The sequence below is a fragment of the Pedobacter sp. MC2016-24 genome, from assembly GCF_015223055.1.
Classification (GTDB): Bacteria; Bacteroidota; Bacteroidia; order Sphingobacteriales; family Sphingobacteriaceae; genus Pedobacter.
Genome location: NZ_JADFBX010000003.1, coordinates 1 through 24,892 on the forward strand (window position 1 = coordinate 1; position 24,892 = coordinate 24,892).

The following is a 24,892-nucleotide window of genomic DNA, read 5'->3' on the forward strand; positions in this document are numbered from 1 at the left end:
ATAGGCTATTCGCAGTTGATTTTAAACTGAAAATAACCCGTTTCCAGCTCAACAATCAAATTTTTTCGGCCCTGAATTGCACCCCTTATGCACGTGATACCATGCTATTAACTACGTCGGCTTTTGTTCGACTCTCGTCCGACTCTCCTTCGACTAATTCGAAAGAAAAGTGCTTCCAAATACGGGGCATATCAGGTCCATATCAATCTTGGCATATACGTTACTAAAGCCTCCAATAAAAATCCCAAATCCTCGGTAAGATCAACGCTTATCTCAGTCTTTTTATGGTAGAGATTTCTTAATTCTTAATCAAAGGCAAGAAAATTCACTAATATTGTATGTCAAATGAACAGCCCACTTGATATCTCTGAATTTGAGGCCTTTTTCAAAGCGAACTACAAATTCCTGTGTCTTACATCTTTCCAGATCGTAAAAGATGAAGATGTGGCCAAAGACCTGGTGCAGGAATTTTTCATGAACCTCTGGCAAAGACGAAATGAGGTCAACATTCAAGCCTCTTTCCGGTCATATGCTTCCGGGGCTGTTCGCAACCTGAGTCTGCTGTACCTAAAAAGAGATAAAAAAGAACAAGACAAGCTACAGATCTTTACAGAAGCAGAATTGGATGAGGTTTATCAGGATAACGAAGAAGAACTATTACAAAGAGAACACATCGATATCCGCGTGATGCAAATGGTGGATCAATTACCTGCAGATCGCAAAAAAGTATTTCTGGCATATGTAGTGGATGGCTTGTCTTATGCACAAATCGCAGAAAAATACGACATTTCTGTGAACACCGTAAAAACCCAAATGAAACGTGCTTATGCTGCCTTAAAAGCCCAGGTTGCTGACGATCCATTGAGTGTAATTGTATTTTCTATCCTGTTTTCTGAAATAATTAAATAAAATTTCTTCCTGCTGTCACCCTAAATTGATTTTTTGATAACATAATAGTAACAATCACCTATTATGGAGTCAAATCAAACAAATTGGGAACAAATCTTACGTGCAAAAGAAAAAGGCATCTCGCTGGATTCTGCCCGCATGAAAATGCTTTTGGAGACGCTCTCTCCTGAAGAACTTGAATTGATCGACAACCTGGAAAATGACGGCTTGCTGTTCAGATCCGTAAACCTCATGAACCAGGTCGATGAAGATCAGGCCTGGAAAGAGCTGAATCTACAACCGCTAACAAAGAAACTGTATCCTTCCTGGATCAGGTATGCTGCGGCAGCGCTCATTCCAGTTTTCGCCATTGCCGCCCTTTATTACTGGAGCAATAAACAACCTGGTACTACTGCAAATGATTTTTCTAAACTAGCCGCTACGGATCACAAACGGGCAACGCTGGTATTGGCTAATGGAGAAGAGCTGGGCTTGAATCAGCAGACTGCGCTCAGCAAACTTAAAAATGTACAGGGTGCAAATGTAGAAAACCTGGATTCAACCGCCTTAAAATATACCGCCAACCAAACAATACAAGCGTCAACACAATTCAATGAACTCAGGGTGCCTAGAGGTGGCGAATATAAACTGGTTCTTGCTGATGGAACCCAGGTATGGGTAAACGCAGAAAGTAAACTGCGCTTCCCGGTGAACTTTAACGGCGCAACGACCAGGGAAGTTTATCTGGAGGGTGGTGAGGCTTATTTTAAAGTGAGTAAAAATAAAGAAGTGCCTTTCATCGTGCATTCTGGCAGCATGGCCATCAAAGTATTGGGTACCTCATTTAACGTGAATACTTATTCAAAAAACATCAAAACAACCCTTGTTGAAGGACATGTGCAAATCAACGCAGGTAGTAAAAGCCTGGATCTATTGCCCGACCAGCAAGCGACTTTCAATGTACAATCTGCAAACCTCAGTAAAGAAAACATTGACGTAGAAGCGGATGTGGCCTGGAAAGATGGCTGGATGATTTTCCAGAGCAGCGAATTGAAAGACGTGATGGAACAATTGGGCCGCTGGTACGACTACAATATTGTGTTTGAATCCGAAAGGCTAAAACAAGTGCACTTCGGCGGAAAGTTAAGAAAATACAACGAGGTCGGAACCCTGCTCAGCATCATAGAAAAAACCAATTCTGTAAATATTGAGGTCAGGAACCAGACCATTTACATCAAAGAAATCCCTAAAAACCAATAATATATCAATCGTTAACCAACAACCTAAGCAAGAATGATGAGAATTTTACCAAAAGCGTGGCTTAGCTGTTTTTTACTTGCACTTGTATGCAGTGTAATCAGTTTGACAGCCCATGCACAAACTCAAAAGGTTTCCTTAAACCTTAAAAATGCCAAAAGATCTGCTGCTGTACAGGCTTTGCAAAAGCAAACCAGCATGGAGTTCTTTTACAACGAAGATGAATTGAACAAATTCGCCTCGGTAACGCTCTCAGTAAAGGACAAAACAATCAGTGAAGTGCTTAACCTCATCCTGGAAGGAACAGGAATGAAGTTCAGTATCGAAAAAAATGTAGTGGTCATCAGTCTGCCGGTTACGCAGATTGGTAGCCCGACATTGAAAATCAAGGTTTCAGGGAAAGTAACCGATGATAAAGGTTTACCCATTCCAGGGGTGAACATTGTAGAACCCCAATCCAAAACGGGAACAACTTCCAACAGTAATGGGGAGTATGTGATCTCGGTAGATAAAGGTGCTACCATTAAATTCAGCTTTATTGGGATGAAACCGCATACATTGCCGCTAACAGCAGTTGGGGATGTGAAGCTGGTGACCAGAAACGTAACCATGCAGGAAGACAACAGCATGATGAATGAGGTGGTGGTTACGGGTTATCAGAACATTTCCAGACGAGATTTGGTGGGCGCTACAGCTACAGTGAAACTGGAAGATATCAAAATTGCAGGAACCAATCAGATCGATAAATTATTGCAGGGACAATTGGCTGGGGTTGCTGTGACCAATTCTTCAGGTTTAGTAGGTTCAAAACCTAAAGTAAGGGTTAGGGGAACGTCAACCTTATTGGGTAGTCAGGAGCCCGTATGGGTGGTTGATGGTATTATCCAGGAAGATCCTATTCCTTTCGATTACCAGCAATTGAACTCAATTAGTTCACAGACGTCTAATGATGCGATTAAAAATCTGGTAGGAAGCACTGTTGCTTTCTTGAACGTGGATGATATTGAGGATATTACCGTGTTGAAAGATGCTTCATCTACAGCGATTTATGGTGTCAAAGCAGCCAATGGTGTAATTGTGATTACCACGAAGAAAGGTAAGTCAGGTAAGCCAACCATTGGTTATTCGACCAATTTAACCACTGCTCAAAAACCAAATTATGGTCAGTTTAACCTGATGAATTCTAAAGAGAGAATTGATGTATCTAAAGAAATATATGCGCGGGGTTTACAATTTGCAGTAACTCCTGATCCAATTTCCTACGAAGGCTTACTTGCCAATTTGTTTGACAAGACCATTACACAAGACCAGTTTGTTTCAAGGGTAAATAAATTAGAAACGAACAACACCGATTGGTTTGATTTATTATTTCAAGCTCCTTTTAGCCAGACACACAGTTTGAGTATTTCAGGTGGGTCAGATCAAACAACTTATTATGGCTCTTTGGGCTATATGAATGATAGGGGAAATACCAAAGGTAATGAGCAAAAAAGGTATACTGCATCTGTAAATATCAACAGTAGTTTAACCGATAACTTGCGTATAGGAATGAAGTTGAATGGGTCAAAAAGCAATACCCAAGGCTTTTATCAGGTTGATCCTTTCAATTATGCTTTTAATACCAGTAGAACAATCTCTGCATTTAATGAAGATGGCACTCCATATTTTTATGCTGCACCCAATACACGATCTGGGTCTTACAAATACAATGTTTTAAACGAATTGTCCCAAACGGGGAATACGAATAAAATGAATACCATTAATATGGCTGCGAACCTTGAATATAAATTCCTCAAGGATTTCACATTCCAATCTTTGTTGGGTTTCGGATATAACCAAACGCTAGCCACTACCTACGCTACGGAGCTATCAAATTACATCACTACTACGCGTGGTTATGAATATGGGACAGCTGTACCTGGCTCTGTAGCTTATCTTTCCTCACCGCTTCCAGTTGGTGGTGTGTACAATGCATTTTCAGTAAGCAATCAATCGGTTACATTTCGAAATAGTTTGGCTTACAGCAAGCGGCTACGATCGGGTAAAGACGGATTAAGCGTAATGGTTGGTCAGGAAATCAGAAGTTCAAAATATGATGGCTTAAATCAAACTAACTACGGATATTTACCAGATCGTGGCCAATCTTTTGTGCAGATTCCATTAAGTTATACTGGAGTAGGTGGGGCGTTACCTAATACATTGTATGCAAACATGATTCCGGTAATTACGGATAGACTATCTAACTACTTGTCTTATTTCGGTACAGCTACTTATAATTTTAATCAGAAATATGTATTGAATGCGAATATCCGTACCGATGCATCTAACCGTTTTGGTCAATACTCCAATCACAGGTTTTTGCCAATCTGGTCTCTCGGTGGAAAATGGAACATTGCCGAAGAAAAATGGTTTGATAACTTTTCCTGGCTGAACCAATTATCGGCCAGGTTGAGTTATGGTTTCCAGGGTAATGTCGCTGAAAACTTTAGCCCGGATCTGGTAGCCCGGATACCAACAGATGGTACATCCATCAATCCAGTATCTGGAGATCCCGCACTTTATATCAAAAGTTTAGCTTATAAAGACCTTAGGTGGGAAAGGAACAAAACAACCAATATCGGTTTAGACTTTGCTTTTTTTCGCAATCGCATTTCAGGGACTTTTGATTATTTCATTAAGAAAGGTTACGATGTAATTGTTCAAAAAACCATTCCGCTGGAATATGGATTATTAACCATGCCGATCAACGCTGGGAATGTAAATAACAAAGGTTTTGAGGTGTCGATAAATATTGGTGCAATCAGAAATGCTGATTTTAATTGGAATATTGGCTTCAATACTTCGAAAACAACGACAAATGTACTCCGTTCAGGTGCTGTTTCATTGAATGATTGGCAAACAGCAGCTTCTGGAGGTTTGTATAAAGAAGGTTATCCTTCATCTGCTATTTTTTCTTTCGATTTCGCAGGTCTGGATCCAAACAATGGAAATCCGATATTTAACGGACTGGACGTTGGCAAAAATCCTGGGGCTGCAACAGATATCACTAAAGGAATGGTCTATTCAGGCCAATTGGATCCAAAATTCACTGGAGGATTGACCAATAACTTCAGATATAAATCGTTTACATTGAACACTTTCGTATATATCAGCACAGGAAATGTGAAAAGATTGGCTGCTTTGTATCCAACAGCGACTTCAGCAAGTTCTGCACCATATCCATTCCAGAATCTTTCCGGAGAATTGGTAAACAGGTGGCGTCAGCCTGGAGATGAAGTGTACACGAATATTCCTTCACTACCAAGCGCGGGTCCCATTTCCTCCACAAGCATGTCAATTCCTGGAACTTCTCAAACACCATATTTAAGAACGATGTATGATTACTCTACTGCCCGGGTTGTTGATGCCAGTTTTGCACGTTTGAGAAATGTTTCGCTAGGCTATATCGTGCCTGCTAAACAAATTCAAAAATATGGATTTAAATCATGTCAGCTCATGTTCTCTGCAACCAACCTTTTTTACGTCGCGGATAAACGCTTAAATGGTCAGGATCCAGAAGTTAACGGAAATAGCTTGCCTATTCCCCGCACCTATTCATTATCACTAAACATCGGTTTATAATAAGCAGATTATGAAAAAATATTTTAAAATACTTGCGCTTATTTGCTTAACAATAAACGCCGTTTCCTGCAAAAAAGGCTTTCTGGAAGAAAGTAGTCAAGACTTGGTTCGCCCTACGACCACTGCAGCATTAAATCAGTTGATGACCGGTGAAGCCTACGCTTTAACTACAACAGCACCGTTGAATGATTATCTAGATTTATTAACAGATGACATTCAATCGAACTATAATGCGAATGCAACCATTGTTACTGGTTTGAATAAGTACGCCCCGGTATTTACCTGGGATCGAAAGATGATCGACAAATTGGTGGAGGTGGCTCCAACGGGGAATAATACCTGGTACAATTATTATAACAGAATTAAAGGTTGTAATGTCGTTTTGGATTATGTGGAAGGGGTAGAAGGAACACAAGCAGAGAAAGACAATTTACGTGGTCAGGCTTTAGCTTTAAGATCTTATTATTATTTTGTATTGGTTAACCTTTTTGGTAAACCTTATTACAGCACTGCAACAAATCCTACAACAGATTTAGGTGTCCCTATACTCTTAACCGCTGATGTTTCGGATGCTCCGATGCCAAGAGCAACCGTTAAGGAAGTGTATGCACAAATAGAAAAAGATTTGTTGACCGCAGTGCCGCTATTGGATGCCAATGGGCAAAGCAATCACGTCTATAAATTTAATGCCACGGCTGCTAAGCTATTGTTATCCAGGGTTTATCTTTATATGGGCAACTGGGATGAAAGTTTGAAGTATTCAGACCTGGTTATACAGGCGAAACCTACACTTCAGCAATATAACTCCGTTATTGGGACACTTTTTCCAATTTCCTATGGTGCGACCTCCCCCGAGGTAATATGGGGATATGGAAGTTCCTCAGAGCTCACTGTAATGCCTTTGGCTGGAGCGGCAGGAGTAGCAGCGAAAGCCGGATTTACAGTTTCTGAGTCTTTCATTAATACTTATGAGGTAGCCGATCTGCGATTAACTTATAGCTTTAGAAATACTGCATTTATTGATGGAAGCGCAATTGTGAGTTATAAATCAGGTTCTGCTAAGTATTCTACGGCAAATACAACAATCAGTAATGGAAAAGCTTTCAGAACGGCAGAAGCTTATCTGAACCGTGCCGAGGCTTATATTCAAAAAGCCATTGCAGGTGATGGATCAGCCCTTACCAAAGCTTTAGCTGATATCAATTATTTACGTTCTAATCGAATAAAAATAGCAAATTATGCACCAATTACTATAACGGATCCCCAGGCCCTATTTACTTTTTATAAAGCTGAACGCAGACGTGAACTTTGCTTAGAGGATCATCGCTGGTTTGATTTACGTCGTTGGGGAATGTCCGAAATGACCCATACCATTCAGGTGGTAACGGGTGTGGTACAAACGGTAACGCTTAATCAGAATGATAGTCGTTATACCCTGGATGTACCCGCAGAAGCATTAAAGCGCAATCCTAGTCTTGTTCAAAATCCATAATCTTAACATTAGATACGATGAAGATCTTAAATTATTTAACCCTGATTATACTATTTGGTTTATCGCTCACCGGTTGTAAGAAAAAGGAAGCTGCCCTTGAGCCTTCTGAAATAACCATTCAATATCAATTGCCTCAAGGTAATCATGATTACGATCCGGAACTGGTAGACCTAAATAAAAAATATGGAAGCTATTTTCTGTATAAATTTAGTGCCATAGACTTTGCCGCGAATCCTGTTTATGGGGCGGGAGGCTTTAACGAATCTTATCTTGTTGATGAGGCTGATGAGGCCTACGTAGGTAAGGTTCTAAACTTTATTAAAAGGAACTGGCTAAATTATTATTCTGATGAATTTTTAAAAAATAATTTGCCCTTTAAAGTGCTATTGGGGCAGAAACTAAGACTTAAAGCTTCCCCTACAAGTAACTACAATGTATTGTCGAATTTTAATCAAATGACACTGAACAACTTTTCGGCGGCTTTTGATAGCATGACTGACCCACAAAAGAAGACTTATGTGAATAGTTTACATGCTGAGTTTTTCAATTTTATATTAAGCCGGGGAAAATTGGATGTACCAGCCGATTTCGCTGCAGTTACGAATTATACAACTGCAGCCACATTTACAAATTACTATGCATTGGGGTATGTGAATTATGTAGTAGCCATTGGGGATAATAAACTAAATAAAGACTTCTTGTCTTATGTTGGATTAATCACTTCTAAAACAAAGGCGGAGCTTGATGCATCAATATTAAGCCCAACTAATGATACTGCAGGATTGATCAAGAAGAAATACAATTTCATTGTCAATTATTATAAAACGAAATACAACATTGACTTGCAGGCAATAGGAAATGCAGGTGTAATCTAAGCTATACGAGCGATGAGAGGATCCCTGATATACATTGGTCTGTTTTGCCTACCTGCGCTTGTTCAGGCGCAGGTAGCTAGCGGACTGAAAGTGAAAGCCGAAACAAAAGAAAGACAGCAGGTTAAAGCAGACTTAACCCCTAAAGACTGGTATTTAAAAGGTTTTGCAAAAGATACCGTTTACGGTATCCAGGCAAAACAAGCTTACCAAGAATTGCTGAAAGGAAAAACAGCAAGTAAGGTGATTGTAGCCGTTTTGGATGTCGGTATAGATACCAATCACCCAGCTTTAAAAGGAGTCCTTTGGACGAACAAAAAGGAAATTCCGGGTAACGGAATGGACGATGATAAGAACGGCTATATCGATGATGTACACGGCTGGAATTTCCTGGGTGGAAAAAAAGCAGATGTCAATGTGGAGGAAGGAAATCTGGAAGCTGACCGTGAATATGTGCGTTTAACCAAATTTTACAAAGGTCGAGATACTACCTTACTGAAAGGAAATGAAAGGGCATACCTTGATCTGGTTAGAAAATATTCTGCCTTGTATAAAAAAGATCCCAATTCTTCGATGCGGGTTAATTTGTTAAAAGATATTAAAAGAGTACTGGATGCACTTACAGCCCAGATCAAAGATAGAGCGGTAACGTTTGCTGATGTATATGCCATTGTTCCTCCTAAGAATGATCCGGGATTTAATCTGGCCTTATGGTACTTGCAAACTCGTGGAAGTGCTTCGGGAATGGACAATACCAGTTCAGCAACTAAACTTTACAACTCAGTGGATTTTCTAAAGAATGGTTTTGAAGAAGATTATCCAAATGCATGGCTGATTGCTGCAAGGAATTACCGTGAGGTGATCTATGCCGGACAACCAAATACAACAGGTAATCACTATGGCAACAGCAACCTGAATGTGGGTTCGCCAGATCATGGTACCCATGTTGCAGGAATTATTGCTGCAACACCTCAGCCAGATGGCGAATTACAGGGGATTGCCCCGAGCGCCGAAATTATGGGCTTAAGGGTATTACTTGCTGGTGGGGATGAATACGATCAGGACATTGCCAATGCCATCAGGTATGCAGTAGACAACGGCGCTAAAATCATCAACATGAGTTTTGGCAAATACCTGTCTCCGCAAAAGAAACTGGTAGACGATGCCATAAAATATGCTGCACAAAAAAATGTATTGCTGGTTAGAGGAGCTGGAAACGATGGTGCCAACATCGATGTGACGCCTTTTTATCCGAGCCAGTTTTTAGCAGATGGAACTGTAGCTAAAAACGTAATTACCGTTGGTGCTACGGATATGACGGGCAATAAGGCTGGTTTTAGCAATTATGGTCTGAAATCAGTAGATGTCTTTGCACCAGGTGTTAAAATCTATTCCTCAGTTGCTGGCGGGAAATATGCTTTTAAAGAAGGTACCAGTATGGCCTCACCGGTTGTTGCAGGTGCTGCAGCCCTGATGCTTTCTTATTATCCAAATCTTACCGCCGTCCAATTGAAGGATGTCCTGATGCAATCTGTCACAAAACCAGTTGTGCCTGCTGCAAAAGGAAAGTCACTTGCAGAAGAATCAGTAAGTGCAGGAATTGTCAATGTATACGAAGCTTTAAAACTAGCTGCTCAAATTAAACCCTGATGAAATTAATAAAATTTGTATTCCTGCTTGGCCTGATCGCCCCCGCATTGGTTTATGCCCAGGCACCAACGCTTAGAAAAGGAACAATGACGCCTGGTAAGGCCGATGATACTCCTGAATCCTGGCACCTGATGTCGTACGACAAAGAAGGCATTTATGGAACAGGTGTAAATAAAGCCTACGAAGCGCTGTTAAAAGGTAAAACACCAAAGAAAAAAGTCCTGGTTGCCATTATGGATGTAGGAATTGCTTTGAACCACCCCGATTTGCAAGGGAAAATATGGACCAATCCCAAAGAAATTGCCGGAAATGGCATTGATGATGATCATAACGGTTATGTCGATGACATACATGGCTGGAATTTTTTAGGTAACAAAGACCCGAAAAAGAATGTCATGAAAAGCGTTAAAGAGGCTGATCGTGAGTATTATCGGCTTTCACAATGGTATAAAGGAAAGGACACTGCTAAATTAACTCCAGACGAAAAAAAATATTTCAATCTGGCCAGAAAAGAATCTTACCTGGGGGTGGCTGAAGAAAATTTAAGAAGACTTCCGGGTACGATGAAGGCGCTGGATAACATTCAATCGGGTATGGAGAAAAACGGTGCAGGTCATTTTCCTACTATAGCAGACATTGACCAATACCAGCCTCCTGCAGCAGAAAAAGCAGAAAACTTGTTGATGATGAGTCTGAACAATCTGGGACGAGGCCAGGAATGGAAACCGACAGATTCAGTAAGTAAACTGATCCAGTCTTTAAAACGCAGCATGACAAAATCTGCGGAACGCAATTATCAGGACTACCTGGAAAGTGCTCAGGGAGACTACAGGGCCTTGATTTATGAAGGTTTGCCTAATCGTGAAGGTCGTTTTTATGGCAATGGTTTCCTGAATTTTGCATCAGTGGATCATGGAACTGCAGTGGCGGGGATCATTGCCGCCAATCGTCACAACGATATTGGCGCAACCGGGATTGTCGATGATGTGGAGATCATGATGATTCGTGTGGTCTTGCCTGCTGGTGATGAATACGATGAGGATGTGGCAAATGGCATCCGCTATGCGGTTGACAATGGTGCGGATATCATCAATATGAGTTTTGGAAAAAGCATTTCGCCTAAAAAGCAAATGGTGGATGAAGCCATTCAATATGCAGAGAAAAAAGGCGTGCTGATGGTTAGGGGAGCAGGTAATGTGACTCAAAATACAGATGTAAGACCTTTTTATCCGACGCAGTTTTATTTAAATGGTAAAGAAGCTAAGCATGTGATCACGGTTGGAGCAACTGATTTGAAGGGTAAGATTATGGGCTTCTCTAATTATGGAAAAAAGTCTGTTGATTTATTTGCTCCGGGTTTTAATATTTATACGACCATAACTCCGGTAGCAGGCATGTACGGTAAAATTCATGGTACCAGTATGGCATCGCCAATTGTGGCAGCAATAGCTGCATTGATTAAATCGTATTATCCGAAATTGACAGCGGTACAGCTTAAAGCCATATTGATGCAAACGGTAACCAAAGTTCCGGAAGGTAATGCTGCGGGCAAAGAACTGGGCCAGATTTCAGTAAGCGGTGGCATTGTGAATGCCTATGAAGCCCTGAAACTTGCAGAAAAGATGTCTAAATAATTGTCAGGAATGATAAATCATATGAAAAAACTAATATTTGTTGCTGCGCTCTTCCTGTTTCAGTACACTGCTGTATGGAGTAAGGAACAACCCATGGTGCAAATCGAATATGTACTGAAGCAGCTGGGCGAGAAATTGCAGAAGGGTGAGTATAAATCGTTAAAGGTTCTGTTGAGTAGTCAGTTTAGGGTGGGTAAGTATCCTGCTGATCAGACCGACAAGGTCGTGCCCCAACTCTTGTCGCAAGCCAAATTTGAAGATGTTAAATTTGCTGATATTGAACAGAAAAACGGTAAGGTATATGCCAGTATAAAACTTACCATGGCAGGTGGAAATGCTTTGGTCGGAAAAGTAAAGCTGAATGAATACCTGGAAATAGAACGATTGGGGATTTTTGACCAATTGCTGGAAAACCCGGATCCGGTAGCTTATGAGTTGGCTAAGCCTACAAGCGCAATCCATGTAACCATTACCCGTTCTGCAGGAATGATGTTTATTAAAGTCAAAGTAAATGGGAGTCGCGACCTGAATTTCCTTTTTGATACTGGTGCAGCCATTACAGTTGTTGACACTAAAACAGCCGCAGAGCTGGGCTTAAAAACGGAAACGGATAAATTAAAAGTTGGTTCTTCCAGTGGAATCGGTAGTTTTCAGACTTTTATTGATCCAGTGTTTACGGTGGGGGGTGTCAATGTGAAAGCGGTGAATGGCATTACCTCTGACATGTCTGGCTTTACGCGCATTTTTGGCTTGCCTGTAGCGGGGATCATTGGTCAGGACCTGCTTCGGGACCTGTTGGTAGAAGTAGACCTGGATCAGAATCAGCTCAACATTTACAATGGTGGGAATTTAGATTGGAAACCCGGGCAATCAGCGCAATTTAAGATGCGGTTTAGCAGCGGGACACCGAAAATTAAATTGAATATATTCACGGAGGGAGAAAGTCACATTGGGGAGTATTTATTTGACACAGGTGCTGGTGCAGGATTAGCTGTCAACGGATTTTACAATTTTAAGTATAAAATAAAGGATGGTTTGCAACAGGTAATGAGCAGCAAATCACTTGACCTGGCAGGCCATCAGAGCGAAAGCATGACCGGAAAAATCAAAGGGGTAAAATTGGGAGGTTATACTTTAAACAATCCTCAGGCTTCTGTTTCTGCAGAGCCCGAATCACAATTGACTGCCCAAAGGGAAGCTGGCTTATTGGGTATGGGTATTTTAGACCGTTTCAATATGCTGTTTAACAATCAGCAATCCGTCGTTTCAATGAGCCCTAATGGAACTTTTAACGATCCATTTGTACCTGTATACCAACTGGGACTGGGCTTGTCATGGCTTGGGGCAGAGCAGTTTGTGGTCAGCAACTTAAATACTATGGGAAAGGCCTATCTGGCTGGTTTAAGAAATGACGATCAGATCCTTAAGGTCAATGGAAATGCTCCTGCGGTACTCAATGACATTGTAAAAGAGTTAAAGACCCTGAATAAAGCTGATCTGAAGCTGGAAGTAAAAAGAGGTCAAACTGTCCAAATAATTACCCTTAAAAAATTAAGTGTCTGATGCGTATTTACTGTTTATTATTAATCATAGCCTTTTTATGTTTCGTTTTTGAAGCTGAGGCACTCACCATTAAAGGGAAAAGGATTGGGGCGAACGGAAAGTCTGCAGGTTTCTTCATTGATGCCTATGATGCCAAGGGCCCTGTACTGCAAAAATCGATTGAATTGGATGAAACAGGGAGTTTTAACCTGGAGATTGATGCCAAAAAGCCACTCGTTTATTGGATCAGTAACATTCCCTTTTATCTGTATCCGGATGAAACGGTAGAAATCACGCTTCCCGAACAAAAAAATGGGGCAATGGTAAGTTCTGATGCCTTAACGGCGAGTAACGAATTGGCTGTTGCCGGCAAGCGGAGTAAGGAGAACTTTTTGATTGCCGAACTTTACATCAGGTGGACGGATTTCAGTAAGAAATACGGGGGAGATACTTCTAGTATATTTTTTAAAGCAATTGAATCACTGGATAAGGAGAACAAAGTCTACATATTAAAAACCACGAGGGATAAAGACCTGCAGGAAATTGCTTCGTTTTTAAATGACATGAGGTCTGTAGAATCGAGGCTCAGGTATTTAGCACGGGCAAAATCGGTAAAGCCAGATGATGCTTTTTACAGAGTACTGGACCGGGTTAATCTGAACAGCATTGGCTGGAATGGGCTTAAGCAAATCGCTGTCAGAGGTGGGGCCGCAAATTATTATAAGTTGATGCAAATCCGGGCGGGTGCAGACCGGAACGACTATGCGATTGCAGACAATGCTTCGGCAAAGCGCATTACCTGGTTGTTGAACCATGTCAGCAATGAACGGGTGATGTCTGCGGAGGTGGCACAGGCGATCATTTATCACCTGTCGATCTTGGGTTTGGATGACGAAATCAGACAAGCAATTGTACTGGCCAGAACTAAAATCACCGATCCAAAAGTAATCGAAACGATCAATGCAGAAGAACAGAAATATCTTGCTGCAGCGGCAAGAATGACTGCGCCTGATTTCGAATTGCCGGATGCTGCGGGGAAAATGCATAAGCTGGCTGACCTTAGGGGTAAAATTGTGGCCATTGATGTTTGGGCTACCTGGTGTGTTCCTTGTATGCAGTCCCTGCCTAAATTCCTCGCGCTTCGTGAAAAATATAAAAACAATACCAATATCGTTTTCATGAGCATTTCCATCGATGAGGAGAAATCCAGAACCAAATGGACAGATTTTCTAAAAACAAAGGGAATGAACGGACTGGATCTGTATGCGCCAAAAGGGTTGAGCAATAATTTTCAAACCGATTATGCGATTACAGGAATTCCGCGTTACATTTTAATCGATAAAAATGGAAAGGTTATCGTCAGCCATGCGCCAAGTGCATCAACCGACGAATACGAACCGCTAATCAAAGCCGCTTTAAAATAATTACAGTTTAACCTGACGGATGATGTTCTTGATGTTCAGTTCAATCATGTCCGTCATGGTTTGACATTCCATATAGCCGGGATCTGCAAAATATGCAGCCATTCCGGCTTTGAGTTGTTCAATGTTTTCCGGAGTAGTCAGTATTTCTGTATTCGACACATCGCGTAGGTCGGCCAGACGGTGACGCTCACTCCTTACGCGGTGTAATAAAGCTGATTTCTCCTCCTGTTGATATTGCAGATAGGTTTTGTCTGTTAGGTGTTCCATACACAACTTTACATAAGGGAAGTTCTCCTTAAAAAATTGTGGTAAGTATACCTTGATGTTTCCTTCGTAAAATTGCTGGTCAAAGTCTATGGCGCGGATCCTGAATTGGATGTCGTCAAAATCTGGCGTAATCTGCACTACGAAGTTGTAAGCACGCATATCGCCCAACAACATGATCAGGCAACGTTCATTAAACTTTACAAATTCTTTGGCAATACGGGTAGGGTTATACTCCGGGTTGTGCAGATAGGTTTTGGTAAAAACATCGCCGGGGATTCCGGCAATGTGCTCTTCAATTAAGGTTTCACGGTCTACCAGGTAATTGACTTGATTGGGTGAAAGAATTTCCTCCAGTTCTAAGCCATAGATGCGCGAAGCATCTGCTTTTTTTACGTAAAAGTAATCGTACACATCATTTAAACGGTTGACGATCCGAATGCGAAAAGGATTGGTATTTCCAAAAGTGCAGTATTCAATTTTATCGATGTACTTATGCTGTACAATACGAAGGTTACCCGAGGCTTTCAGGTTGGCATAGATGACTTTAAGACCGTTGTGTAAGTCTTCTATCCGGTCATTGGCATAAATTGGCCCTTCCCACAGCGAATCCTTTCCGTATTTGTCCATGATCGGATAAGATTCATCAAATTGGAGCAGATCATGGTAGGTGATGGGTAATTTTGATTCCCGTTGGTAAGTCCGCAGGTATTTTTGTAAGGCTGCAGAAACCGGGAAAATCGGCTTCTTACGGGATATTTTAACGTCATGTGCTTCCATGGGGTAGGCAATTTAGGCTCAATTTAGCATTTTTCTGTAAACAATGCTTCATGAATAGGGCATACGGCAAGTTAATGCAGTAGGTTATTCTGCTGCCGGATAATTTTTGGCCCCAAATTGCCATGTGTTTTTAAGAACTTGTTGAAATGGCTCAAATCGGAAAAACCAAATTCAAGACTGATCTCCTTGATCATCAGGTCGCTGAATTTTAACCTGTTTTCAATGAGTTTAAACTTATAGTCGTCAATATAACTTTTGATCGAAACACCCATTTGCTTTTTAAACAGGGCGCTCAGGTGGTTCGCCGAAAAGTTGAAATGAGTGGATAAGGCATCCAACCGTAGCTGCTCTGGTTGATGAATGTGGCGATGGACATAATCCATGATGGAAAGAAACAGGTTGCCGGGCTGTAGTCGTTCTGGTAAGTGCTGACTAAAGGCATTCTTTTTGATTAACGCAAAAACAGCGCGGATTAGAGACAGCACCACTTCATTCGCTGCGCTAAAAGATTCCTGCCATTCCAGGACGATTAAGCGCATCAATTGCTCAATTTTATCCAGATCGCTGCTGGGTTTAACCAGGGAAGCGCCTTGTACAGCACTAATCGCAAGCAATTGATCTAACAACTTATTCCAGTCCTGATTTACTGAAGTATTGTTCCCGCCAGCAAGATAACTGTTGCTGAATTTCAAGACGCTGAATTCTGTTTCTTCTACGACGTTAAAAATGTGGTAATCAGCAGGGGCCAGAAAAAACAGACATGGTGCCAGATAGGGCTTCCGCTCGCCGTTGAGCTCATGAAAACCAGCACCCGAATGCAAAAACATCAATTCGAAATGGTTGTGGTTGTGCATGGGGAACGGCCAATGCAAGGTTTTGAAATGCCTGATGAAAAGCGGGTCGTGTTGAATGAATCGTTCCAATGAATTAGTTTTTACAAATATATCGTTAAAATGTACAATTTGAAATCTGCGATTGACTGTAGGTTTGTACGGGAAATAACAACAGATGACTTTGAATCAGGAACAGAAAAAAATGCACCCGGCCATTATTCCCTTGATGGCAGTTTCGGCAGGCGTGATTGTCGCCAATATTTATTACAACCAACCCATTTTAAAAGAAATTGGCTTATCCGTGCATGCCACGGAAAGTGAGGTGGGGCGTATTTCCATGCTGGCCCAATTTGGGTATGGCCTGGGGATGTTCTTTTTGCTGCCTTTAGGCGATAAACTAAATCGGAAGAACCTGATTTTATTGTTGTGCGGCCTTCTGGTACTCAGCTTAATTTTAGTCAGCTATGTTTCTTCCTTATGGGCGATATGTGCGCTCAGCTTTTTTATCGGTTTATTTTCTGTCCCTGCACAGATTATTCTGCCCATGGCGGCTACCCTCGATAGCGTCAATCGGGGTAAAACGGTAGGCAAGGTATTCAGTGGGATTCTGGTTGGTATATTGGGGGCCCGGGTAATTAGCGGACTCATCGCCCAATGGCTGGGCTGGCGTTATGTTTACGGAATCTCTGCAGTGATGGTATTGACCATGGCTATTTTGATGAAGTTGTACCTGCCCGAAGTTAAACCGAAATTTAAAGGCAGCTATGGCAGTCTTTTAAAATCTACGCTATCCTTGGTTAAAGAATACAGTGTATTGCGGCAATCTGCTTTGTTAGGCGCTTTTACTTTTGGTGTGTTCTGCTCTTTCTGGACTACCTTAACCTTTCACTTAAGTGCTGCGCCATTGAATTATCAAGCCGGAACCATTGGCTTATTTGGCCTCATTGCTATTGGAGGTGCACTGGTTGCTCCTTATTTTGGTAAGCTGGCAGATAAGGGGAATACGTATAAGTCTTTGTTGATCACCATCTCCATGATTATCGGTAGTGTTTTACTGATCAAGCTACTTCCTTTTTCCATTGCGGCGTTGATCATCAGTATCTTTTTCCTGGACATCGGTGTGCAGGCTACCCAAATCACCAATTTTACGCGGATATACAGTTTACATGAGCATGCCCACAGCCGTTTAAATACCATATATATGACCACTTATTTTATTGGTGCAGCCATAGGTACTTATTTTGGACTTCTGAGCTGGAAGCTCGGTGGCTGGGATTTTTCTACCACCCAGATGTTGGTCTGGAGTTTTATTGCGTTGTTGATCGTTGTGATGTCTGAACGTCGGAATCGTTCAGTGGCTGCTGCCGGTAAGCAAGCAGTCCAGCTAAAATAAAGCCTATGAATACAGCGCCCATGCTAAATGGAAAAATATACATCATGCCGAAATGGCTGGCCACACCACCAACCAAAGGCCCCGTAAGACCTAAGGAAATGTCGATGAACAAGCCATAGCCGCCCAGGGCTGCTCCTTTATTGGATGCCGGTACGCGCTTAACGGCCTCAACGCCCAGGGCCGGAAATACCAGCGAGAATCCAAGACCTGCAATTCCTGCACCGACTAAAGCCAGGTGCGGTGTATTGGCTAACCATAAAATTAATAAGCCTACCGTTTCAAGTGCAAGGCATAATATTGCGGTTTTCATACCACCGTTCTTGTCAATGGATCCGCCAAAAAATAGGCGTCCCAGGATAAAGAGTACGCTAAAAACAGACAGGCATAAAACCGCCCCATCCCAGTTTAGAGAAGTGTAGTACAACGTGATGAAGGTTGAAATGGTACCGAATCCGAGTCCGCCCAGGGCCAGGCAAATACCATAGGGAGATACCGTTTTCAATACTTTAAGAAATGGCTGGCGTGGCGCAGTACTGTTTCCTTTAACTGCAACTTTTGTCCTGGCATAAAAATAACCGATAATGCCGACGGCTAAAATCACGAAACCAATGCTGCCCAAACCAAAGCTGTTACTTAAAATTACCCCTAATGGGGCTCCGGCCGCGATGGCCCCGTAATTGGCGATGCCATTATAAGATATGGCCTTTGCCGTATGGTGATCGCCCACCACAATGATGGCCCAGTTTACCGGACTCGCGCCGATCAATCCCTCTGCAAAACCCGTCATTAAGCGGGTAACGACTAAAATGCCTAAGCTCAGGGCAGGAACATCTTTAAAGAGGTAAGCGATAAACAGCAGTATTCCACTTGCGGCGAAACCGATCATACCCATGATCACTGCAGGCTTAGGCCCTTTTTTATCGACAATTCCTCCGGCATAGCCCCGGGAAAGAAATGTGGTAATGTATTGTATACTGATGGCAATACCAGCAATCATGGTACTGAATCCCAGTTGCCTGGTGATGAACACTGGCAAAACGGCCAGGGCCAGACCAATTGTGAAATAACCTAAAAAAGTAAAAGTAACGAAACTTGCTATTGTTAAAGGGACCTTCGAAGAAGAAGTGTCCGCTTGTATATCTGACTGCATATTAACCCTAAAAACTATTAACCCCTTGAATGCGAAGGCAAAGTTAAGGATCTAAAAAGTCAGGACAATCTTTCCTTGTGTTTTTCCAGTTTCCAATGACAAATGGGCTTCGCGCATTTGTTCCAGCTTAAAGGTTTGAGAGATGTGTGACTTCACCTGGCCATTTTTCAGCAGTTCAGCGATTTCCTGCATATCGGTACCGCTTGAATAGGCCTTGGTTGCAAAGCCATGCATGCCTTTGGCGGCAGCCTTTTCACCAACCTGCTCATTTAATCCGGAAGGAATGCTCACAATGGTACCACCCTTTTTCATCACATTCAGGGAATGGTCGATGCTTTCGCCACCGAGACTATCCAGAACAAAATCGATATCTTTTGTCGCTTCTTCTAAAGGCTGTTTCTGGTAATCAATGTGTTCATCAGCACCTAAACTCAGCACAAAATCTTTTTTGGCTGCGGATGAAGTCCCGATTACATGGGCACCCAGATATTTTGCCATTTGAACAGCATAATGACCTACACCTCCTGCTGCTGCATGGATAAGGACACGGTCGCCTTTTTTAATTTTAGCATAACTTTTCAGGATTTGCCAAACGGTTAGCGCTGCGAGGCTGGACGCTGCAGCTGCTTCATGACTGATGTTGTCAGGTTTCAAAGCCAGATGACTGGCGGGAGCGGCAACATATTCAGCATAAGCTTTGCCTTGTCCCGGAAAATTAACCATGCCAAATACGGCATCACCAGTTTTAAACAGATCGGATTTTGAAGTTTCGACGATACCGGAGACATCCCAGCCCAGGATGATCGGATCGGTGTCTTTGAAGGCTGCTGAAGCACCCCGGCCGGCACGCGTTTTCAAATCTATTGGGTTGATACTGATCGCTTTTGTCCGGATCAATACTTCGCCTTCCTGTAAGGAGGGGATGGGGAGGTCCGTTATCGTCAGGTTATCTACACTACCAAAATCCTTTAAAATTATGCTCTTCATCTGTTTTAATTTTAGAAATCTAAAGTACAAGTTATAAAATGAAGATTTTAATCTGCGCTATAGATTGACCAAAGCATGATAGTTGATATATTTGAGATCTAATCTTAAACAAAAGAACCATGAGTAATCAAGTTGTGTCCCACAATGTCTATTTTGAAGGTAATGTACAAAGCCTGGGTCTGGAAACCGAAAAAGGTAAAGCCACTGTTGGTGTAATGAAAAAAGGAAATTATACTTTTTCTACTGCCTCTGCAGAAGTAATGGTTGTGGTTTCCGGGGTGTTGCATGCCAAACTGGACGATGCCGGGTTTAAAGCGTACAAAGCCCGGGAGCAATTTGATGTTGCTGCCAACAGCAGCTTTGAAGTGCGTTGCGATGCTGATGTAGCTTACATCTGCTATTACGAATAAACCAGGCTCATCCTGGTCACCTGAAATTCAAAATACTGCATATGGAAATTAAAAAATACCTGGTTGAATATGGACTGTCTGATGAGGTAGCCAGATATGTCAATGCATTCATTTTGTGCACGCTTACAGTGATATTGATCTATATTGTTCAATACCTGGTACGCCGTATTTTAAGAATTTCATTGATCAGGCTGGTCAAAAAAACGGATATAGAGTTTTTCCGGCAGCTGCTTGAAAACCGGTTTCCGCATTTTTTGGCCCTGGCTGCACCCTTAATCATCATTAAAGTAGGCATTCCCATTGTATTTGCCGATTTTATACATTGGGTAAAGCCTTTGGAAACCTTTGCCGATGTATTTATGGTGATCATTGTCATCTGGATGATCATGTCAGTCATACGGGCCAGTGTTGATTCGGTGAGGACAAAGCCTGCTTTCCGGGGGAAGCCCCTGGATAGCTATCTGCAGGTGATTCGAATTGTATGCTTTGTCATTGGTTCAGTGATCATTTTTTCCAATTTAACCGGGAAATCTCCGATTGCTTTTTTTACTGCCATGGGGGCTATATCAGCAGTATTGCTGTTGATGTTTAAAGATACAATTATGGGTTTCGTGGCTAGTATTCAGGTAACCTCGAACGATATGGTCCGGGTTGGGGATTGGATCACCATGGCAAAATATGGTGCTGATGGTGATGTGATCCAGATTAACCTGACCACGGTAAAAGTGCAGAATTTTGATAAAACGATTACCACAATCCCAACGTATGCACTCATTTCAGATTCCTTTCAGAACTGGCGGGGCATGCAGGAAACCGGAGGGCGCAGAATCAAACGGGCCATCAACATTAAACAATCTACCATTCGTTTCATTACACCTGCGGAAGCTGAAGAATTTAAAAAAATCCAGTCGCTGACCAGCTATATTGAACACCGGCAGAAAGACATTGATCGGAGTAATGCACGTAATGGGGTGGATAAAAGTTTATTGATCAACGGCAGGAACCTGACCAATGCGGGTCTGTTCCGTAAATACATTGACAACTACCTGGCCAGCCATTCGGGCACGCATAAAAAGATGACCATGATGGTGCGGCAACTGGCACCCACAGCTACAGGCTTACCCCTGGAGCTTTATGTGTTTACCGGAACCACCAAATGGGTGGATTATGAGCACATCATGGCCGATATTTTTGATCATTTAATTGCTGCCGCAAGTTATTTTGATCTTCAGATCTATGAGATGGAAGGATCTGGCGATACCAAAAGGTTTCAAATGCGCGACCAGCTGTAAGGCTAGGGGGCTACAATTGTAAACAGGTACACCATAAAGATCACCAGCAATACAACACCCTGTAATAGGTTGGTACGTCCGGTAGCGAGCGAAAGCATAATGGTAAACTGTGAAAGCAGCAATAAAACCATGTCCTTGGTGTCTATACCGAGGGTAATGCTCATTCCGGTGACGATGGATACAATGGCAACAGCAGGAATAGTCAGACCAATACTGGCCAGGGCTGAGCCCAATGCCAGGTTAAGACTGGTTTGTAACCTATTCTTTTTTGCTGCACGATAGGCAGCCAGTCCTTCTGGTAGCAACACAACTGCTGCGATAATTACACCAACCAATGATTTTGGGGCTCCTGCCTGAATTACGGCATCTTCTATATCCGGAGCAAGTGCTTTAGCCAGCAGAACAACGATGCCTAAACAAACCAATAGTAAAATTCCGCTCCATAGCGCTACTTTGGCTGTCGGGGGATCTGCATGGATTTCTTCATTGCCATCTGCATCAGGTGGCAGAAAATAATCACGGTGCCTGATGGCCTGAACGAGTACAAATGCACCATATAAAACGAGGCATACGATGGCTACAAAGATCAGTTGTACCGGGCTGTATTCCGGCCCTGATTTACTGGTCGTAAAGTTGGGCAGGATTAAGGTCAAGACCAAAATGGAGGTTAGCGTAACCAGTGCGGCACTTACGCCTTGTAAGCTGAAGGTTTGTTCTTTAAATTTTATACCGCCTGTGAGCAGGCAAATCCCGATGATTCCATTGAGTATAATCATGACCGCTGCAAATACGGTATCACGGGCCAGGGCACCGGTTTCTGGTCCGCCTGTGAGCATAAGGGAGACAATCAATGCAACTTCGATCACGGTAATGGCAAGTGCAAGGAGCAGTGTTCCAAAAGGTTCTCCAACACGGTGGGCGACTACTTCGGCATGGTGTACCGCTGCTAAAACGCTTCCGATGAGCACAGCGGCAAGAATAATAATATAAAAATTGCCCAGGTTAAGTGAATTTCCAAAGTAAGCAATCCAGGCTAAAATGGGGGTGGCAATGGTCCATAATGGAAGAGGTAGTCTTTTCATCATCATATCATAAATTAATTTGCGGGTGAAAACTATTTTGGGTGAAAACGTTTAATATAGCATTTGTCGCTTATATTACAGTATTAACTGTTTGTTAACCATTATAGTTTTACTTTTCCTTTACTTTAGGTTGCTTACCTTTGCAAAATTATAATCTTCCTACCTTAATGATTTTAACCAAAGAACAGTTATTTCGGTCTGTGTTTAATTGCGCGACACTTCCTATGATTATTGTTGAAGTCAAAGACCTTGATTTTGACATTATCGCACAAAACAAATTCCATAAGGATATTGCCAAACAGTCGCTGGAAGGTGTTTCTATGCATCAGGCTATGGAAAAAGTCTTTGGAGAAAATGAAGAAGATTTAGCGATGCTGCTCAACAGCCTCAAGCTGGCTAAAACGAATAGACAAGCCATACAGATTCCTGTTATGAAATTTCCGGACTATGTATACCCGGGTTCTGAAGACCTATCCGGGCAATTCCATATTGAAATTGTACCTGTAGGTGATGCGGAAGTGTTCATGCATTTCATGCTCATTTGGCACCCGATCAATCAAATTGATCCGATTCAGCATTTGGACCAGGTGGTGCCAGTGATGGAAACGCCACTTGGAGAACAATTGGCAGAAACTAATGAACGGATTGAACTGGGCAACGAAGAACTGGAAGCCGCGAACGAAGAACTGGAGGCGGTGACGGATGAACTGGTACAGACCCAGGAAGATCTTGATGCGTTGAATCGTAAACTGGAAAACATGGGCGAGAGGGAGAACGGTTCTGGTCACTGGTCTGAAATTGAACAACAGCGCGATCGTTTACGCCGATTTTTGATGCAGGCCCCTGCAGGAATTTGTGTTCTGGATGGACCGGATTTTATACTGGAACTGGTTAACCCATCTTTTCAACAGCTTTTTCCAGAACGTAAACTTTTAGGCAAAACGGTTTTAGAAGGCTTTCCGGAGATTAGAGAACAGCAAATATGGGCCATCCTGCGCGAAGTATTCCAAACTGGAAAACACTTCCAAGGGAACGAATGGTTGATTCCCCTGGTCAATACGGAAGGGGTTTTGGAGGACAGGTATTTTAACTTTATTTATCAGGCACGTTTCGATGCTGCAGGTAAAACTGATGGCTTGCTGGTTTTTGTGTACGAAGTGACGGATATGGTACAGATCAGGCTGGAAGTGGAAGAAAATGAAAAACGTTTTCGCTTGTTGCTAAACGCAATTCCGCAAATAGCCTGGACCAATACGGTTGATGGGAGAGTTAATTTTTACAATGAACAGTGGTATGCGTACACAGGTATAGACTTTAATGAGGAACTTAATCTGGATCTGGAACAGGTGATACACCCTGAAGATCTGCAATATCACCAGGATCAGTTTCATGCGATACTGGCATGTGAAGAGAGTGGAAATTATGAAATCCGTAATAAGGGTGCCAACGGGGAGTACCGCTGGTATTTAATCCATATGCAGCCCATTAAAGATGAGGCCGGGCAGGTATTGCTTTGGATAGGTACGGCTACAGACATCCATGAGCTCAAATTGCTGCAGCAGAAAAAAGATGATCTGATCAATATTGCCAGTCATGAACTGAAAACGCCAGTGGCCTCTTTAAAGGCCTCTATGCAATTGCTGGACAGAATGAAGCACAACGCCTCTGAAAAGATGCAGAACCTGATTGATGTGGCTGGAAGAAGCGCAGATAAAGTGAGTGGATTAATCACAGATTTGCTGGATCCCGGACAACTCAATGATGGCGGTGTTCCATTGAAGAAAACAGCGCTTAATTTGTTTAGTCTGGTTGAAGATTGCTGTCAGAGTAGCCTTAAACCTGAGTCTGTCCGGTTTGAAATTAGCGGAGATGAAACGATACAGGTCGATGCAGATGCGATCCGCGTTGAACAGGTCATTACGAATATTGTCAATAATGCGATTAAATATGCGCCGGAATCTAAAATCATCCGCATCCATGTGGAAAGGTTAAATGACATGGCTAAATTGTCTGTAAGCGATGAAGGTGGAGGAATCCCGGAAGATAAAATCGCCTATCTGTTCGACCGGTATTATCGTGCCGATAAACACAAAGCATCCGGATTGGGTTTAGGTTTATACATCAGCGCTGACATTGTCAACAGGCATCATGGTAAAATTGGAGTGGAAAGTAAAGTCGGTAAAGGTTGTACGTTTTGGTTTACCCTACCATTGTTCCGATCAAAAAAAGCGGCTTCAGTTTAATAGTTTGGGACTATATTACTGTTGATCGTGATGATCCGACTTGCAGCCGGGATTTGAATGGGGATGGTCTTGAAATTT

Annotated in this window: 18 protein-coding genes; 13 read left to right on the forward strand and 5 right to left on the reverse strand. The window is 42.3% G+C overall.

The window, feature by feature from the left end:
- Positions 1–345: 345 nt before the first annotated feature.
- The 9 genes from IM797_RS08440 (at position 346) to IM797_RS08480 (ending at position 14,380) form a co-directional block, all read left to right on the forward strand.
- On the forward strand, positions 346–909 hold the full coding sequence (locus IM797_RS08440; RefSeq protein WP_194126681.1) for an RNA polymerase sigma-70 factor: 564 nt from the start codon (positions 346–348) through the stop codon (positions 907–909).
- A gap of 63 nt (positions 910–972) precedes the next feature.
- Positions 973–2,148 (forward strand): FecR family protein, encoded by a 1,176-nt coding sequence (locus tag IM797_RS08445; protein WP_194126682.1) that lies wholly within the window; start codon positions 973–975, stop codon positions 2,146–2,148.
- A gap of 33 nt (positions 2,149–2,181) precedes the next feature.
- Entirely contained in the window at positions 2,182–5,766 is a 3,585-nt protein-coding gene (locus IM797_RS08450; RefSeq protein ID WP_194126683.1) for a SusC/RagA family TonB-linked outer membrane protein, read from the forward strand.
- 10 nt (positions 5,767–5,776) lie between these two features.
- Positions 5,777–7,258, forward strand: a complete 1,482-nt coding sequence (locus IM797_RS08455; RefSeq protein WP_194126684.1) for a RagB/SusD family nutrient uptake outer membrane protein — start codon at positions 5,777–5,779, stop codon at positions 7,256–7,258.
- Positions 7,259–7,275: 17 nt separating this feature from the next.
- Positions 7,276–8,133, forward strand: coding sequence for a putative zinc-binding metallopeptidase (locus IM797_RS08460; RefSeq protein WP_194126685.1), 858 nt, complete (start codon positions 7,276–7,278; stop codon positions 8,131–8,133).
- A gap of 12 nt (positions 8,134–8,145) precedes the next feature.
- The gene (locus IM797_RS08465; protein ID WP_194126686.1) at positions 8,146–9,780 is read left to right on the forward strand and encodes a S8 family serine peptidase; all 1,635 of its coding nucleotides are present in this window, start codon (positions 8,146–8,148) and stop codon (positions 9,778–9,780) included.
- A complete protein-coding gene (locus IM797_RS08470) occupies positions 9,780–11,414 on the forward strand; it encodes a S8 family serine peptidase (protein WP_194126687.1) in 1,635 nt (544 codons plus the stop codon). The genes IM797_RS08465 and IM797_RS08470 overlap by 1 nt, the downstream gene beginning before the upstream one ends.
- A 21-nt stretch (positions 11,415–11,435) precedes the next feature.
- On the forward strand, positions 11,436–12,977 hold the full coding sequence (locus tag IM797_RS08475) for an aspartyl protease family protein (protein WP_194126688.1): 1,542 nt from the start codon (positions 11,436–11,438) through the stop codon (positions 12,975–12,977).
- Positions 12,977–14,380 carry a TlpA disulfide reductase family protein gene (locus IM797_RS08480; RefSeq protein ID WP_194126689.1) on the forward strand — a complete coding sequence of 468 codons (1,404 nt, stop codon included), beginning with the start codon at positions 12,977–12,979 and terminating at the stop codon, positions 14,378–14,380. Before IM797_RS08475 ends, IM797_RS08480 begins: the two co-directional genes overlap by 1 nt.
- Here the strand turns inward: IM797_RS08480 and IM797_RS08485 are convergent, their stop codons facing one another.
- Positions 14,381–15,424, reverse strand: coding sequence for a hypothetical protein (locus tag IM797_RS08485; RefSeq protein ID WP_194126690.1), 1,044 nt, complete (start codon positions 15,422–15,424; stop codon positions 14,381–14,383). It abuts the gene before it with no gap.
- Positions 15,425–15,495: 71 nt separating this feature from the next.
- Positions 15,496–16,347: an AraC family transcriptional regulator gene (locus tag IM797_RS08490; RefSeq protein WP_194126691.1), complete on the reverse strand. Its 852-nt coding sequence runs from the start codon at positions 16,345–16,347 to the stop codon at positions 15,496–15,498.
- A gap of 85 nt (positions 16,348–16,432) precedes the next feature.
- Here IM797_RS08490 and IM797_RS08495 point away from each other — a divergent pair, with 85 nt between their 5' ends.
- A complete protein-coding gene (locus tag IM797_RS08495; protein ID WP_194126692.1) occupies positions 16,433–17,650 on the forward strand; it encodes an MFS transporter in 1,218 nt (405 codons plus the stop codon).
- Here the strand turns inward: IM797_RS08495 and IM797_RS08500 are convergent.
- On the reverse strand, positions 17,565–18,800 hold the full coding sequence (locus IM797_RS08500) for an MFS transporter (protein ID WP_194126693.1): 1,236 nt from the start codon (positions 18,798–18,800) through the stop codon (positions 17,565–17,567). The genes IM797_RS08495 and IM797_RS08500 overlap by 86 nt on opposite strands.
- A 51-nt stretch (positions 18,801–18,851) precedes the next feature.
- Positions 18,852–19,787, reverse strand: a complete 936-nt coding sequence (locus IM797_RS08505; protein ID WP_194126694.1) for an NADP-dependent oxidoreductase — start codon at positions 19,785–19,787, stop codon at positions 18,852–18,854.
- A 119-nt stretch (positions 19,788–19,906) separates the two neighbouring features.
- Between IM797_RS08505 and IM797_RS08510 the strand changes: the two genes are divergently transcribed.
- Positions 19,907–20,197 carry a pyrimidine/purine nucleoside phosphorylase gene (locus IM797_RS08510; protein WP_194126695.1) on the forward strand — a complete coding sequence of 97 codons (291 nt, stop codon included), beginning with the start codon at positions 19,907–19,909 and terminating at the stop codon, positions 20,195–20,197.
- Positions 20,198–20,238: 41 nt separating this feature from the next.
- Positions 20,239–21,489, forward strand: a complete 1,251-nt coding sequence (locus IM797_RS08515) for a mechanosensitive ion channel family protein (protein ID WP_194126696.1) — start codon at positions 20,239–20,241, stop codon at positions 21,487–21,489.
- Between the two features lie 2 nt (positions 21,490–21,491).
- Here IM797_RS08515 and IM797_RS08520 read toward each other — a convergent pair whose 3' ends face one another.
- Positions 21,492–22,577, reverse strand: a complete 1,086-nt coding sequence (locus IM797_RS08520) for a calcium:proton antiporter (RefSeq protein WP_228098771.1) — start codon at positions 22,575–22,577, stop codon at positions 21,492–21,494.
- Between the two features lie 218 nt (positions 22,578–22,795).
- Between IM797_RS08520 and IM797_RS08525 the strand changes: the two genes are divergently transcribed.
- Positions 22,796–24,814 carry an ATP-binding protein gene (locus tag IM797_RS08525; RefSeq protein WP_194126697.1) on the forward strand — a complete coding sequence of 673 codons (2,019 nt, stop codon included), beginning with the start codon at positions 22,796–22,798 and terminating at the stop codon, positions 24,812–24,814.
- The last annotated feature ends 78 nt before the right edge of the window (positions 24,815–24,892 follow it).

Excerpts from the sequence above, each read along its gene's own strand:
- IM797_RS08450 (WP_194126683.1), top strand. The coding sequence starts at position 2,182 with ATGATGAGAATTTTACCAAAAGCGTGGCTTAGCTGTTTTTTACTTGCA.
- IM797_RS08520 (WP_228098771.1), bottom strand. The coding sequence starts at position 22,577 with ATGATGATGAAAAGACTACCTCTTCCATTATGGACCATTGCCACCCCC.
- IM797_RS08495 (WP_194126692.1), top strand. The coding sequence starts at position 16,433 with ATGACTTTGAATCAGGAACAGAAAAAAATGCACCCGGCCATTATTCCC.
- IM797_RS08485 (WP_194126690.1), bottom strand. The coding sequence starts at position 15,424 with ATGGAAGCACATGACGTTAAAATATCCCGTAAGAAGCCGATTTTCCCG.
- IM797_RS08440 (WP_194126681.1), top strand. The coding sequence starts at position 346 with ATGAACAGCCCACTTGATATCTCTGAATTTGAGGCCTTTTTCAAAGCG.
- IM797_RS08480 (WP_194126689.1), top strand. The coding sequence starts at position 12,977 with ATGCGTATTTACTGTTTATTATTAATCATAGCCTTTTTATGTTTCGTT.
- IM797_RS08465 (WP_194126686.1), top strand. The coding sequence starts at position 8,146 with ATGAGAGGATCCCTGATATACATTGGTCTGTTTTGCCTACCTGCGCTT.
- IM797_RS08455 (WP_194126684.1), top strand. The coding sequence starts at position 5,777 with ATGAAAAAATATTTTAAAATACTTGCGCTTATTTGCTTAACAATAAAC.
- IM797_RS08525 (WP_194126697.1), top strand. The coding sequence starts at position 22,796 with ATGATTATTGTTGAAGTCAAAGACCTTGATTTTGACATTATCGCACAA.
- IM797_RS08510 (WP_194126695.1), top strand. The coding sequence starts at position 19,907 with ATGAGTAATCAAGTTGTGTCCCACAATGTCTATTTTGAAGGTAATGTA.
- IM797_RS08445 (WP_194126682.1), top strand. The coding sequence starts at position 973 with ATGGAGTCAAATCAAACAAATTGGGAACAAATCTTACGTGCAAAAGAA.
- IM797_RS08460 (WP_194126685.1), top strand. The coding sequence starts at position 7,276 with ATGAAGATCTTAAATTATTTAACCCTGATTATACTATTTGGTTTATCG.
- IM797_RS08515 (WP_194126696.1), top strand. The coding sequence starts at position 20,239 with ATGGAAATTAAAAAATACCTGGTTGAATATGGACTGTCTGATGAGGTA.
- IM797_RS08475 (WP_194126688.1), top strand. The coding sequence starts at position 11,436 with ATGAAAAAACTAATATTTGTTGCTGCGCTCTTCCTGTTTCAGTACACT.
- IM797_RS08500 (WP_194126693.1), bottom strand. The coding sequence starts at position 18,800 with ATGCAGTCAGATATACAAGCGGACACTTCTTCTTCGAAGGTCCCTTTA.
- IM797_RS08470 (WP_194126687.1), top strand. The coding sequence starts at position 9,780 with ATGAAATTAATAAAATTTGTATTCCTGCTTGGCCTGATCGCCCCCGCA.
- IM797_RS08505 (WP_194126694.1), bottom strand. The coding sequence starts at position 19,787 with ATGAAGAGCATAATTTTAAAGGATTTTGGTAGTGTAGATAACCTGACG.